The 14,731-nt window shown below is 59.8% G+C and carries 10 protein-coding genes; 3 read left to right on the top strand and 7 right to left on the bottom strand.

Annotated features, from left to right (window positions below):
- Positions 1-101: 101 nt before the first annotated feature.
- Complete coding sequence (locus LVD12_RS02005) at positions 102-1,835, bottom strand: arylsulfatase (RefSeq protein WP_237065257.1); 1,734 nt, start codon at positions 1,833-1,835, stop codon at positions 102-104.
- Between the two features lie 144 nt (positions 1,836-1,979).
- On the opposite strand from LVD12_RS02005, the gene LVD12_RS02000 reads away from it, so the two are divergent.
- Together LVD12_RS02000 and LVD12_RS01995 are read left to right on the top strand one after the other, a co-directional pair.
- The gene (locus tag LVD12_RS02000; protein ID WP_237065255.1) at positions 1,980-3,161 is read left to right on the top strand and encodes a cation diffusion facilitator family transporter; all 1,182 of its coding nucleotides are present in this window, start codon (positions 1,980-1,982) and stop codon (positions 3,159-3,161) included.
- Between the two features lie 192 nt (positions 3,162-3,353).
- Positions 3,354-5,033 carry an NAD-dependent malic enzyme gene (locus tag LVD12_RS01995; protein WP_237065253.1) on the top strand — a complete coding sequence of 560 codons (1,680 nt, stop codon included), beginning with the start codon at positions 3,354-3,356 and terminating at the stop codon, positions 5,031-5,033.
- 88 nt (positions 5,034-5,121) lie between these two features.
- Here the strand turns inward: LVD12_RS01995 and LVD12_RS01990 are convergent, their stop codons facing one another.
- Complete coding sequence (locus LVD12_RS01990) at positions 5,122-7,329, bottom strand: M3 family metallopeptidase (RefSeq protein ID WP_237065251.1); 2,208 nt, start codon at positions 7,327-7,329, stop codon at positions 5,122-5,124.
- Positions 7,330-7,659: 330 nt separating this feature from the next.
- Here LVD12_RS01990 and LVD12_RS01985 point away from each other — a divergent pair, with 330 nt between their 5' ends.
- Positions 7,660-7,842, top strand: a complete 183-nt coding sequence (locus LVD12_RS01985; RefSeq protein ID WP_237065249.1) for a hypothetical protein — start codon at positions 7,660-7,662, stop codon at positions 7,840-7,842.
- 10 nt (positions 7,843-7,852) lie between these two features.
- On the opposite strand, the gene LVD12_RS01980 is transcribed toward LVD12_RS01985, so the two are convergent.
- The 5 genes from LVD12_RS01980 to LVD12_RS01960 all read right to left on the bottom strand — a co-directional run bounded on the left by LVD12_RS01980 (position 7,853) and on the right by LVD12_RS01960 (position 14,645).
- Positions 7,853-8,704, bottom strand: a complete 852-nt coding sequence (locus tag LVD12_RS01980) for an SDR family NAD(P)-dependent oxidoreductase (protein ID WP_237065247.1) — start codon at positions 8,702-8,704, stop codon at positions 7,853-7,855.
- A gap of 172 nt (positions 8,705-8,876) precedes the next feature.
- Positions 8,877-10,085, bottom strand: coding sequence for an efflux RND transporter periplasmic adaptor subunit (locus LVD12_RS01975; RefSeq protein ID WP_237065245.1), 1,209 nt, complete (start codon positions 10,083-10,085; stop codon positions 8,877-8,879).
- A 1-nt stretch (position 10,086) separates the two neighbouring features.
- The gene (locus tag LVD12_RS01970; RefSeq protein ID WP_237065243.1) at positions 10,087-12,477 is read right to left on the bottom strand and encodes an ABC transporter permease; all 2,391 of its coding nucleotides are present in this window, start codon (positions 12,475-12,477) and stop codon (positions 10,087-10,089) included.
- A gap of 77 nt (positions 12,478-12,554) precedes the next feature.
- Complete coding sequence (locus LVD12_RS01965) at positions 12,555-13,271, bottom strand: ABC transporter ATP-binding protein (protein ID WP_237065241.1); 717 nt, start codon at positions 13,269-13,271, stop codon at positions 12,555-12,557.
- Between the two features lie 69 nt (positions 13,272-13,340).
- Entirely contained in the window at positions 13,341-14,645 is a 1,305-nt protein-coding gene (locus LVD12_RS01960) for an MgtC/SapB family protein (RefSeq protein ID WP_237065240.1), read from the bottom strand.
- Between the last annotated feature and the right edge of the window lie 86 nt (positions 14,646-14,731).

Genomic DNA, 14,731 nt, shown 5'->3' with positions numbered 1-14,731 from the left:
TGAATGGAAAGCCCTGCTGAGCAGGGCTTTTTTATATCATGCGGGGCTGATGTGCGTGACTATACGGATGACTAGATCTGCCATCATTCAAGCTGCCCTGCTTATTGTGGTGCTTTCTGGATGAACTCCTCAACGACATTGGACATGTCGAAGCTCTTGCCGCCCTGCACCGGGGGATACTCCTTCAGTGATTGCAGGTGCTGCTGCATCAATACGCCCATGGGCTGGATCAGCCAGGACACTTTCTGTAGCAGATGCCCGTAGGCATCAGTTGAGTCGTAGCTCTCATAGGGATCCATACGCAGGTTAAATACCAGTGGAACTGTGCGCGGTACCAGGTTTGCGTAGTAGTCTTCCTTGGTGGAGAAATGGAATTTCCATGGGCCCATGCGGATGGCGGTGAGCTTGCTCTCGTAGTAGTAGAAGATATGGTTGCGGGCAGACTGCTCCACTTCAGCCGTCCAGTAGGGGAGGTTGTTCACCCCGTCGATATACTGCTTCTTCTCTTTGAGCATCTGTTCCCGAACATCGTCGACACCGGCTGCGGTGGCGAGGGTGGTAAACAGATCCTGGTGACCCTGAATACCATTGAGCTCCCTCCCTGCTGGGATTTTACCGGGCCAGCGGGCCATCATCGGTACACGCACACCACCTTCATAGGTGCTCATTTTTTCACCCCGGAAGGGGGTCGTAGCCCCGTGGGGCCAGCTGGAGTGCTCTGGTCCGTTGTCGGTGCTGTAAACAACAATCGTACTGTCAGCCAACCCTTTCTTGTCGAGCCAGTCCAGGACAATGCCGATATCGTGGTCGTGCTGCAGCATGCCAGCGCCGTGGTAATCGGCTTCACTGGTGTACTTCTCGACCTCGCGCAGCCACTTGTCATCGATGCGGGTGTAAAGGTGCATGCGGCTGGTGTTGAGCCAGACGAAGAAGGGATCACCGGCCTCATTGGCCTGTTCCATGAACTTGAGAGCGAGGGGGATGACCTCTTCGCTGTCAAAGTTTTTCATCCGCTCACGGGTGAGGGGACCGGTATCCTCGATTTTCTGCTTGCCAACAACGCCAAAGCGGGGATCTTCGGTGGAGTCCATCTTGTCGGTGGCGAAAGAGTGGATGACGCCGCGGGTGCCAAATTTACCCTCATAGGTCTCAAGGTCCCCTGAGAAGGCCTTGCCGAAATTCTGGTAGTCCCGCTGCTCCGCTTCCTCCTGGGTGTTGAGGTGGTACAGGTTGCCGAAGAACTCATCGAAGCCATGCACGGTGGGCAGATGTTCGTTGCGATCACCCAGGTGGTTCTTGCCAAAATGCCCCGTACGATACCCCACTTTTTTCAGCACTCTTGCCAGGCTTGGCGATTCTTTTTGCAGACCCAGGCTGTCACCTGGCTGGCCGACCGTAGTCATGCCCGAGCGGATCGGGTACTGCCCGGTGATGAATGCCGCGCGACCCGCGGTGCAAGAGGGCTGGGCGTAGTGGTCGGTGAAAATTGCTCCCTCGTTGGCGATGCGATCGATATTGGGTGTACGGTAACCCATCACCCCCTGCTCATACGCCGAGAGATTGGTCCAGCCGATATCGTCGCCCCAGATCACCAGGATATTGGGCTTGCCGCCCTTTACCGGGTTTGCAGGCTTGGTCGGGCTGTCCTGTTGCCTTGCTCCTTCACGAGCCTGGCTGGCGTCTGCCAGCTGCGTAGCACTGCCTTCATTGGCCTGGTTTGATTGCGTGGCTGGTGCAGCTGTCGCATCGTTATTTACCTGTTGTTCTGCGTCGCCCTTTTCTGCGCAGCCGATCATGAACAGGCAGAAGATCAGGGTGAATCGTAAAACTCTCATCTGCTTGTCTCCCGGTAGCTGGAAGTCCATGGCAAGTTTGCCGTTATGGAATCATAGGTGGGGTAAAGGCAAGTGCTGGGGATCCTCGTGCTGCGCGGCAGTGTAATCGTCCCGTAAGTTGTTTTTTGCTCGACGACCGCGTGTATGTCCCTCGGTAGTGTGGATATTGCCTATGCTGCTAGTCGCGAACGGAGCAACTCAACAGTGGAAGTCATGGCTCAGGGTTCAAAGAAAGCGGTTCTCTACGCCATCTGCGTCAATGCAGCGGTCACCGTACTGAAGGGGCTGGCGGCACTTGCCACCCACTCGGCTGCGATGATGAATGAGGCGGTCCACAGCCTGATGGATACACTAAACCAGGTATTCCTCCTCGTCGGGCTGATCCGTGGTGGGCGCCCGGCAGATCAGACTTACGCCTTTGGCCACGGGCAGAAGAAATATCTATGGAACCTGTGGAGTGCCATCGGCCTTTTCTCCATCGGTTGTGGCCTGGGCCTCGCCCATGCCTGGCACGCCTGGCATCAGTTGGGTGTGGTGGAGAGACCAACGTCGGTATCGTTGCTGGGCTTCGAGGTCGCGCCGATCTGGATCTCTGCGGTAGTACTGTTCATCGCCCTGGTACTGGAAGCCTACGTACTCTACGTTGCCGCGCAGGAATTCCTCAGCCGCATGCGCGCAGCCGGGATGCGCAATCCCTTCCGCTATCTGCGTCAGGCGGATGATCCGACCCTCATTGCAGTGCTGCTGGAGGACAGCATCGCAGTCACCGGTGTGCTGCTTGCCGCCACCGGTATCACCATGACCCAGCTGACCGGTGACAAGAGTTGGGACATCGGCTTCTCCGTGATTATCGCGCTGATGCTCGGGGTTACCGCCATCTTCCTGGGCATGATCAACATGCGCTTCCTGACCAGTATCCGGGATGTGGCTGCCGAGCAGGCCTTTCAGGACATCTGCAAGGGTCACCCGGAGATTGAGCGCTTCCACGATGTGCGCTCCATCATCGTCGACGAGACCCATACCGTCGTCGTAGCCGAAGTGGAATTGAGGGAAGAGCGCCTGATCGGCGACATGCGCCAGCGCATTGAAGCCCACGAGGAGGCCCTCCTGTCCCGTGTGCCTGAAGAGCGACTCAACCACAAAGTGCGCGAGTACGTGGAAACCCGGGCGGTGATCCAGGCGACCCTGGAGCGCACCGAGCGGGTCATCGACGAGCTGGAGAAGGAGCTCAGGGAGCGCTGCCCACAGGTATTCCACCTGACAGTTGAAGTCGAGGGCATCGCGCAGTCTCCCGAGCTGGATGCCCCGGAAGAGTTGTTATCTTGAGCCGGCCCGTGTAGGCTGCGCTCGTGCGCAGACGAAGGGATTTCGCGCAACTTCGCGAGAGATAGCAACAGTTCGTGACTGCCTTGCGCCCTCTGTTCTCCGGGCCGCAAGAACCCCCGCACAGACTCCATCAAAAAGAATTTTATCCCGCCAGAATCCGGGTTCTGGCGCATTTTCTGTATATGTGAAGCGATGACCAACGAAGATAAACGCCCCCTCTATATTCCCCACGCCGGTCCCTCCCTGCTGGAGATGCCACTTCTGAACAAAGGCAGTGCCTTTACCCGCAAGGAGCGGCTCGAATTCAACCTGGTGGGGTTGCTGCCCAACAATGTCGAGACCATCGAGGAACAGGCGCGCCGGGCTTACCTTCAGTACCAGCAGTGCAAGACAGATCTGGACCGCCACATCTACCTGCGGGCCATTCAGGACGACAACGAGACACTGTTCTTCCGCCTGATCGAGGAGCATATCGAGGAGATGCTGCCGATCATCTATACCCCCACCGTGGGCAAGGCGTGTGAGGAATTCTCCAACATCTACCGCAACCACCGCGGTCTGTTCGTGTCCTACCCGGATCGCGAGCACATGGACGATATCCTGCGCAGCGCTACCAAGGACAACGTGAAGGTCATCGTGGTGACCGATGGTGAACGCATTCTGGGCCTGGGTGACCAGGGCATCGGCGGCATGGGGATCCCCATCGGCAAGCTGTCCCTGTATACCGCCTGCGGCGGCATCAGTCCCGCCTACACGCTGCCGGTGACCCTCGATGTGGGTACCAATAACCGCACCCTGCTGAATGACCCCATGTACATGGGCTGGCGTCACGAGCGCGTGTCCCAGGAAGAGTATGACGAGTTCGTGGCTGAGTTCCTCGCCGCAGTCAAGCGGCGCTGGCCCAGGGTGCTGGTGCAGTTCGAGGACTTTGCCCAGACCAATGCCATGCCCCTGCTGGAGAAGTACCGCGACGAACTCTGCTGCTTCAACGATGACATCCAGGGTACGGCGGCGGTTTGCCTGGGCACTGTGCTGGCGGCCTGCAAGGCCAAGGATGAGAAGCTCAGCGACCAGCGCGTGATGGTGGTCGGAGCCGGCTCCGCGGGCTGCGGTATTGCCGAACAGATCGTCATGGCCATGGTGGAAGAGGGGCTTTCAGATAAAGAAGCCCGCGAGCGCCTGCTGATGTTCGACCGCTACGGTCTGGTTACCAGTGACATGAAGGGCCTGCATAACTTCCAGGCCCGGCTGGCGCAGGATCCGGAGATGTATTCCGGTGTGAGCGAATGGGACCTGCTGCAGCTGGTGCAGAACACCAAGCCCACGATCATGATCGGCGTGTCGGGGCAGGGCGGTCTGTTCACCCAGGAAGTAATCGAGGCCCTGCATGCCGGATGCCCGCGCCCTCTGGTACTGCCGCTTTCCAACCCCACCTCACGCGCCGAGGCGACGCCCCAGGAGATTCTCACCTGGACCAACGGCGAAGCGCTGGTGGCCACCGGTAGTCCCTTTGCTCCGGTAGAGCTTGAGGGCAAGGTGTACCCGATTGCGCAATGTAACAACGTCTATATCTTCCCGGGCGTGGGGCTCGGTGTGATTGCCGCCGGAGCCAACCGGGTGACCGACAACATGTTGATGGCCGCCTCTAATGCCCTGGCCGAGCACGCGCCGGTGGTGAAGAAAGGGGAGGGCGCCATGCTGCCTGACCTCAGCAACATCCGCGAAATCACCAAGTACATCGCCCTCAGGGTTGGCCTGCAGGCGCAGGAGGACGGCGTGGCGCCCGGTGTGACCGAGGAGAAACTCAGCGCTTCCATCGAGCGCAACTTCTGGTACCCGGGCTACCGCAAGTACCGCCGCCGCTCCTTCTAAAAGGCTGGCGCAGCGCTCCCGCCGGCAGGATGGGGGAGCGCCGCGGCCCCCGGGGCACCGCCCATGGCCGCGCCCGGGAGCCAGCAGTTTACTTCTGCAGCAAACCCCTCCGAGCCAGCAGCGCATCAACTGTGGGCTCCTGTTCGCGGAACTCTACATACGCTTTCATCAGGTCCGTGCTGTGGCCCACCGACAGGATGGCATTGCGATAGCGGTCGCCGTTCTCTCGCTTCAGGCCGCCTTCTTCCTGCAGATAGGCAAAGGCATCAGCGGCGAAAACCTCGGTCCAGAGGTATGAGTAGTATCCCGCGTAGTAGCTGTTGGAGAAGATATGGCTGAAATAGGCGGACTTGTAGCGCGGCGGCACCACAGCCAGATCAATGCCGTGCTTGGCCAGGGCCTCCTTCTCAAACGCCTGGTAGTCCTCGATTTCCTTTCCCGGCGCAATACTGTGCCACTCCATGTCCAGCAGCGCTGCCGCCAGGTACTCCGTGGTATCGAACCCCTGGTTGAACTTGCGTGCCTTCAGCGCCTTCTCCAGTAATGCCTGGGGGATGGGCTCACCGGTCTCGTAGTGGCGGGCATAGTTGGCGATGACCTCTGGCTCGAAACTCCAGTCCTCATGGAACTGCGACGGGAACTCGACGAAGTCCCGTGGCGTGCTGGTCCCGGCCAGGCTCGGGTACTTCACGTCTGAGAAGAGCCCGTGGGCTGCGTGGCCCCACTCGTGGAACAGAGTGTTGACCTCCTTGAAGGTCAACAGGGTGGGCTGACCCTCGGCAGGCTTGGGGATATTGAGCACGTTGTAGACCACTGGCTTGCGATCCAGCAGGTGGCTCTGGGTGACCAGCTCGTTCATCCAGGCACCGCCATTTTTGCCTTCGCGTGCATAGGGATCCAGGTAAAAGAGTCCCACCGGCGTTTTGTCAGCATTGAAAACTTCATAGGCGGTGACATCCGGGTTCCACACCGGGAGGTCAGGGCGCGCTTTGAAGGTAATGCCGTAGAGTTTCTCCATGGCGAAGAAGAGGCCATCCTCGAGAACCCGCTCGAGCTCGAAGTAGGGCTTGATTTCGCTTTCGTCCAGATCGTATTTGGCGGCGCGGACTTTTTCCGCATAGTAGGCCCAGTCCCAGGGCTGCAAGGTGATGTCCTTGCCTTCCTGCTCGATCATCGCCTCGAGGGCAGTCGCTTCGGCCTTTACTTTCGCCACGGCTTTCGGGGCCAGGTCTCCCAGGATCTGGAAGACGGCGTCCGGAGTCTTCGCCATGCGTTCTGCAAGCACATAGGAGGCCCAGTTGGGGTAGCCAAGCAACTTGGCCTTGTCGGCGCGGAGCTCCGCCATCTGTGTGATCAGCTCACCGTTGGCGTCGCCGGCCCGGTTAGCCGAGGCCTCCCAGATTTTCTGGCGGAGAGCACGATTTTCCAGACTGCCGAGAAGTGGCTGGCGAGTGGTGTTGACCAGAGAGATCAGGTATCCCTCTTTACCGGCATCCGCAGCGGCCTTGGCCAGCGAGGCAATTTTCTCTTCCGAGAGGCCGCTGAGCTCTGACTTGTCCTCGACCAGGATCGACTCACCCTTCATCGCATTGAGGACATTGTTGGAAAACTTGGTGGAGAGCTCGGCCAGTTCGCTGTTCAGGGCGCGGACCTGCGACTGCTTCTCGTCCGACAGCCGGGCGCCGGCACGTACGAAGGCATCGTAGTACTGGTCCACGAGCTGCTGTTCCTCGGCGCCCAGCTCGCTCTTTTGCGCGTGCACTTTTTCCACCCGCGCGAACAGTTTCGGGTCGAGGTAGATATTGTCATTGTGCTCCGAGAGACGCGGTGCGATTTCAGCCCGGATTTCCTGCACCTTGTCGCTGGCCCGGAAACTGGTGTAATCGAAGAAGATACCGGAAACCCGGTCCAGCAGGTCTCCGCTTTTTTCCAGGGCAATAATGGTGTTTTCGAAAGTGGCCGGCGCCGGGTTGTCGGCAATCGCCTGAATCTCGGCGGTATGGGCTGCCAGACCGGCGTCGAATCCGGGCATAAAGTGCTCATCCCTGATCTTGTCGAACTGCGGGGTCTGGTAGGGGAGCGGGCTGGGTTCGAGCAACGGGTTGCCTGCCCCCGCAGCAATTGCCTCGACCGGACTGGCTTCCCCTGTCGCGGCATTACCGGCAGCGACTGCTGCCTCCATGGCAGCGGAGTCGGTATTTGCATCGGCAGAGGATTGGTTTTCATTATTGTTTTTCGAGCAGGCACCCAATGCCAGGCTGACGCCGATGGCTGTGGCGATCAGGGATTTACGCATGTTGGCTCCGTTATTATTGGTTGGTTGGGAGAATGTTGGTAGGGCAGTCACACATTGCGGATCAGGCCTGTTCTACCGTTATCCGCTGGCGCTGGGTCCGGGCCGGCGCATTTCTGCTGGCGGTACCGGTGATCGCGAAATGAGAACAATGATGCATCGTTATCGTGCGGCGGATTTTGCAAAAGTTTTGCACAGGGCCATCGCACTGGCAACCAGCAGCCATCCTTTGCGATGTGACCTGCCGATAAGTTGACATCCTGCAGGCCGTAAAAACTGTGATTGTCACGATTACCGGCCATTTTCAGGTGGTTTGGAAGGCAGAGGGGCATATTGCGCAGCTTCACCGACTTCTGCGGGGTCCTCAGGTACATGGCCCGCAGGGTGAGCCTGCAGGCCCCGGCAGAAGGCGGAGCGCCCGGGATGACCGGGGAGAAACCCAGCCCTTCCATCGAGCGCAGTTTCCGCTATCCCGGTGACCGCAAGCACCGCCGCTGCTCCTTCCGGAAACTGTAATGTATCCGAATCAACGCCCGCTTTCTGCGGGCGTTTTCTTTATAACTTCCGCAGAGGAGTCAAGGTGTTTGAGGGAGCGCTGCAACAACAGTGAGCAGATCCGGAAGAAAGTACCGGGCAAAAGGCGGTTGAACAGAGCCACCAGCCGCGCCCGCCGGCTGGGGATGATCAGCCACTTGCCGGCATCCAGTCCGTTCAGTATCCGCTCACAGGCGGTATCAGGATCCAGTGAACCGGCTACCTTGCGCAGTTCCAGCGAAATCGGATGGGCGTCCAGCTTTTCCTTCTCCACCATCGGGGTCCGGACCTCTGCCGGGCAGATACAGCTGACATTGATTTCCAGTGGTAGAAGTTCGAACCTCAACGTGGTCGCCAGCCCGACGACACCAAACTTGGAGGCCCCGTAGGCGGCGTAACCGTAATTACTGGTGAGCCCGGCGAGAGAGGCGACCAGAGCGAGGCGTGCACCCGGTTGCAGATGTGGCAAGACAGCGTGGGCGAAATGGAAGCTGCCGTTGAGATTGACATCGATTACCCGCCGGAAGTCGTCCGGAACCAGTTCGACAAAAGCCCTGTTGACCAGAATACCGGCGCAATTCAGGGCCAGGCCCGGCGAGCCAAAATGCTCCACCGCAGCCGAGACAGAGTTCTCAACCTGCTCGGGCCGGGTGACATCCGCCTCGAAATACTGCCAGCGGGTCTGCCCGGCTTTAGCCGCGCTGTCCAGTTGCCTGCGGCGTTCCGGGGCCAGCTCAAGGTCCAGAATTGAGACCCTGGTGCCCCGTTGCAGCAATCGCAGCGCAATACCAAGACCGAGGCCGCTGCCCGCCCCGGTAATCAGCGCGTGTTGCCAGTTGTTCATTTGGCCTCCGTGGCTAGCTGCCAACCTGGTAAAAGCTGGAATGTCCTGTTTCTTTTACCTGATGGTATCGAAATAGGGACGCCGGGCCAGCGAAATCTGTTCCAGAATGGGCGAGTTTTGGCGGGGCAGGGCGTGAGCGTGGGGCAGGGTTTCGCTAGGGTGACAGCGGGAGTTATTGCCGGCGTTCTTCGATCAGCACGCCTTCCGAAATGCGCTCACTGGGGTGCAGAACCAATGTCTCACCCTCCTGCAGACCTTCCAGAACCTCTGCCTGCAGGCCATTGTTCTGGCCCAGTTTGACGACGACCCGTTCGGCCCGATCACCGCGGAGCCGGAAAACGGCCCATTCCCCCCGGTGTCGAAACAGTGCGCCGGTAGGCACCTGCAGGACATCCTCGCCCCGCCAGATACGGATAGCGGCATCCACCCGATAACCGTGGCCGAGGCGGGACCAGCGCTGGCGCGGCTCGGTGAAGTCGATGATGACGTTGACCCGCTGCTCTTCGATGCCGAGGGCAGATATCTTGGTAAACCCGAAGGGCTCCACCAGCCGTACCCTTCCGGTCAGTGGCTTGTCGCCGCCCCAGCTGGTGAATTCCGCCGGCGCGCCGGGTTCCACCTGCACTGCATCCCGGGAGAGCAGGTCGACTACCACTTCCAGTTCGGCGGCATTACCGATTTCCACCAGTGGTGTGCCGGCAATCACGACGCGCTCGCTTTCCTGTTGCAGTCGCAGCACCCGCCCACTGACCGGCGCCGTGACGGGCACGATATCCTCCGGGTCGGCGCTGCCGTCCGGCTCTGGTGCAATCAGTTGGGCCCGGGCACTGTCGACCTCACCGGCGCGGGCGCGCTCGGCGGCCTTGGCGGTATCGACCGATGCTTCGGCGCTGTCCAGGGCCAGCTCGGTCCGTTCCAGTTCCGATTGGGAGACGTAATTCTTTTTGGCCAGTGTGCGGATGCGGCGAGCGTCTGCGAGAGCAAAAGCCAGGCGGGCTTCGGCATCGCGGCGTTCGGCCCGAGCCAGATTGAGGGCTGCCTCGGCACTCTGGATGGCGGCCAGGGCCTGGGTCCGTCCGCGCTTGTCGAGAAAGCCCGGACTGGTGGGCAGGAGCTGTGCGATCAGCGTCTTGTTGGCCTCCACGGTGTCACCGACATCGCGGTCAATGCGCAGCAGGTAGCCGGTGACGGGTGCGGATACCACGTAAACATCGTGCACACGGGTGTAGCCTTCATCGCGGACATAGACCTCCAGCGGGCCGCGGGAGACCTTGGCCAGATCCACCGGTACCGGTTTTGGCAGGTAGGCGTAGACGAAGAAAGCCATCAGCACCCCGAGCAGGGCGCCGGCTACGATCCTTCGCAACAGCTTTCTATGCATATCACTCCCGTGTTTTCAGTACCGCTATCAGATCGAGATGATCGATTCGCCGACGAACCAGGAGACCGGAGCCGATCGCCGACAGCACCACCACCAGGGCGGCATAGCCGTAGGTAGAATCGCTGATCACCAGCGGGATCCGGAACAGCTCGGTGTCGAACGAATGGACCAGCAGGGCGGCCAGCAAATACCCTAGCAAGGCCCCAAGGGGCAGGGCGATCAGGGTGAGCAGTGCCAGCTCTCCCAGCAGAATATAGGAAACCTCGCCGCGGGTAAGTCCCAGCACGCGCAGGCTGGCCAGTTCCCGTCCACGCTCCGACAGGGAAATCCGTGCATTGTTGTACACCACGCCAACTGCAATCAGGCCGGCGAAAAGTGTGTTGAAGAAAACGAAGGTGCCGAGACTGTCCTGCAGCGTCTCGTAAAACGCATTCTGGGCCTGCTCCTGCAGGCTGACGCCTGCGACGACCGGGGTGTTTTTCAGGGATTCGTAGAGCGCATCGGTCTTATCAGGGTCGACGAGTAGATAAGCTCCAGAGATGGCACTGTCTTCCTTCAGTAACCGGTTCAGTGCATCCAGGTGCATATAAGCGGTGGTACCCATGTAGGTTTTGACGATGCCGCTCACCATCAGGTCCACTTCAGGCCGTCGCCCGGTGCGCACCTCTACCCGCAACAGGTCACCGGTGCCGATCTCCAGCAGTTCGGCCAGCTTGTCCGAAAGGATCAGCCCCTGCTCCGGCAGCGGCACCGGACGGAATTCTGTATCGACAATGCGGCCCAGGTCGGGTTCTGCTTCCAGGCCAAGAATTGCCTCGCGTCTCACATTCGGGCCGTTGCGGAGGACAACGGGGATGGCGCGGAAAGGTTCTGCGGTCATCACACCGGGGGCATGCAGGACATCCTGGATCGCGCGCTTGTTGCGGGGTTCGACAAAATTGACCGTCACATCCTGGCGATCGATGACGTTGAAGCTGATATCCACCATGAACATCATTGCGTCCATGGAAAAACTGGCGCCAATCAGTAGTCCCATGGACATGCCGATACCGAGAACGGTCATGGCGGCGCGCTTTGGCCAGCGGTAGATATGCCGCAGGATCATACGGCTGGGCTGGTCGACCCAGGGGGCTATGCGCTCCAGCCAGCGGGCTGCGCGGCTGTAATCCGGTGGTGGCGGTGGCACCATGGCGATAGCTGGTTCCAGCTGCATGACGCGGCGTACCGAGGAAGCGGTCCCCACTCCGGCCACCAGCAGACTGAAACCGATAGAGACGAGGTACACATCGGGCGGGGGGCGGAACAGCAGGAAGGGGAATTTGAAGAAGTCCTGATACATGTTGGCCAAGCCCCGGCCCAGCCACAATCCGAGCAGGATGCCGATGACTACCCCGACGAGGGTGATGACCCCGATCATCTTCAGGTAATGCGTGGCCACGGCAGCATTGCTGTACCCGAAGGCCTTGAGGAGCCCGATCTGCTCGCGCTCGGTGTCGATCAGCCGCCCCACCACCACATTGAGCAAAAACGCGGCCACCAGCAGGAAAATGGGAGGCAGGATCCGTCCGATGGTCTCCAGCTGATTGATTTCATTGGTCAGGAACTGGTCCGAGATCTGCTGGTCGCGACCGTAGGCACCCGTGGCACCGTAACGTTTCAGTAGATTGTCCAACCGCTGTATCAGCGCATCCTCGTCAGTGCCGGCGGAGGTGAGGATGACCGCCTCATTGAAAGCGCCATCCAGGTCGAAGGCGTGTGCCAGGCCATCCCGGTTCATCCACAACACACCAAAGCGTTTTTTGTCCGGTACGATCTCCCCGGGAGAAATCGCGTACACATATTCCGGTGACAGTACGATGCCGGTGATGGTCAGTCGCTTCTTGGTGCCATTGAGGATGGCGTAGAGATGGTCGCCTGGCTCCAGCTGGTGGGCTTCGGCAAAGGCATCCAGGACCAGCACCTCCTCCTCATGCTGGGGGTCGAAGTAGCGACCGCTGTGCAGCACGATGTCGTTGATATGGGGCTGGGGAAACGGTGGCAGGGACTGGATCTCCCCGGTAATGGGGGCGGCGGCACCGGCCACATCGAGTATCACCCCCGCGCGGATGCGGGTCTCCGCCCGGCGTACCCCGGGGAGTGCGGTAATTTCATCAAGCAGGGCGTTGGGAGCCCGTTTGACCGGTGCGACGATATTGGCAAAGCGGTAGCGCTCGTAATAGGCATTGCGGGTCTCTGCCAGCGACACCAGCATGCCCTTGGACATCACATACATGCCGATACCGCAGCCGATGACCACCGCGATCGCCAGCGCCTGGCCCTTGATCGACCACAGGTCCCGCACCAGCTTGCGGTCGAGAGGCCGCAACCAGTCAATCCACATGGCGCGACTCATCTGCCCCTGGTGGCGGACCGGTGACTGTGGGCAGGCGGGATCTTACCGGACTTGTGCTGATCATCATTCAATGCCACCTACCAGCTCAGCGCTGAGGGCTCGCAGGGCGTTTCGTTCACCCGGCTTTCCTGGATCTGGCCATCGGCCATCTGCAAGACCCGGTCGGCCATCTCCGCGATCCCGGCATTGTGGGTGATGACCATGGTGGTGGTGTTGAGTTCGCGGTTGACCCGTGCGATCGCTTCCAGCACCACGATACCGGTTTTGCTGTCGAGAGCGCCGGTGGGTTCGTCACAGAAGAGCACGTTGGGTTGCTTGGCGATGGCGCGCGCGATGGCGACCCGCTGCTGCTCACCGCCGGAGAGCTGCGCCGGAAAATGGTGGATCCTCTTTTCGAGGCCGACCAGCTCCAGGGCCTGCTCCGGCGACATGGGATTACTGGCGATCTCTGTCACCAGGGCCACGTTCTCGAGTGCGGTCAGGCTCGGAATCAGATTGTAGAACTGGAAGACGAACCCCACGTGTTCACGCCGGAAACGTGTCAGGTGCTGGTCATCGAAGGCGGTCAGTTCCTGGTGATCGAAATAGACATGCCCTTCGGTGGGCGAGTCCAGCCCGCCGAGAATATTGAGCAGTGTGGATTTGCCGCTACCGGAGGGGCCGAGCAGCACCACCATCTCGCCACGGGGAACTTCCAGATCCACGCCCCGTAACGCATAGACCCGGGTATCGCCGCTGCCATAGATTTTGGTCAGTCCTTCCGCACGGAAAGCCGGATAGTCTTGGTCTTCCATCGGGATATCGACAGAGCTCCCTGTGAATATTCGCCCCTCTCCGCCGGGATGCGTCCAGCCATATGGTGCTTACGGAGTGACGGGCCAGAAAAAAATGACCCCGAGGCCGGCAATGAAGGGTAAAGCAAACAGCAGCAAGACCCGGGAGAACAGCCGGCTACCGCCGAGCATACCGGCAGCGCCGGCTTTAAACACCATATTGGCGAGCGTAGCGATGATCATGGCACGCCATGCCGTATCGATATGGAGCGAGCCCTGGTTGGCCAGGTTGGCAGTGGATAGTGTAATGGCATCGACATCGGTAAAACCGGAAATCAATGCCACAACATAAATCCCCTGGTTGCCGAAGTAATCTTTGGCTGCCGCAATTGCCATCAGTACCAGAGCGTAGAGGCCGCCGAAGATTAACGCCGGCGTCAGCTCCGCCGGGTTGCCATGCTCCGGCATCTGATACTCCTGTTGGCCGACGAAGCGATAGCCGAGGGCGCAAACCACCAGGCTCACCAACAGCAGTGTCGCCAGCGGGGGCACGAATTCGAGCACGATACGGGGGGCCACCACGGCAATTTCGACAAACATACGGACGAAGATGGTGGTGGAAGCGATCAGGATGACCAGCGCCGCCAGGTCCACGATACCAGGGTTTTCCCGTGCGCGACGGGCATAGCTGACTGTGGTGGCAGTCGATGAAATGAGTCCGCCGATCACGCCGCTCAACAGTGTGCCCGCCCGGGCGCCGACCAGTTTGTAGGCGCCATAGCCGCCCAGACCGATACCGACAATCAGCACCACAAGCAGCCAGATCTTGAATGGATTCAGTACATCATAGGGGCCAAAGGTCTGATTGGGGAGCACCGGCAGAATGATGAGGGAGATCAGTGCGAACTGCATGATCGCCCGCAGGTCCTTCTCCGGGAGCTTTTGGGCAAATTGATGCATGCTGGGTTTGAGGTGCAGCAAGACAGCGATTGTACCGCCCAGGGCGACTGCGATGGCTTTCTCGCCGATCACGAGAAAAACGCCGAGCAGATACATCATCAGCGCGGAAATTTCTGTGGTGACACCAGTGCTTTCCTTTTCTCCGCGCAGTCGCTCCAGATTGCCGAGGAGAATCAGTACGGTCATGCAGAGAATGCCAACTGCGAGTATCCACGGAGACTGGTAGATTTGCGTCAGGCGGCCAGTCAGCGCACCAAAAAGCGCGATAAGTGGGAAGGTCCGTATGCCGCCAAGCCGGTCCGTGCTGCGCTCTCGTTGCAATCCGATCAGTAATCCCAGCCCCAGTGCAATGCCAAAGGCAATCAGGGTCTCGGGATCGACAAAATCCTGCAGGGGAGCGGGGGCATACTGCTTGGCAGGACTTTCTTCACTCATGTGGGAGATGGCCGGGCTGCGCGTCTTTGTTACTTTTATGGGTTCCTTCTAACAAAGTAGTCAATAAAACGCCCGGCCCGCCCGGG

It is taken from the genome of Microbulbifer guangxiensis (assembly GCF_021729075.1).
GTDB classification, from domain to species: Bacteria; Pseudomonadota; Gammaproteobacteria; order Pseudomonadales; family Cellvibrionaceae; genus Microbulbifer; species Microbulbifer guangxiensis.
The sequence above is the reverse complement of the archived record's forward strand: the minus strand, read 5'-3'. Positions and strand labels throughout refer to the sequence as shown.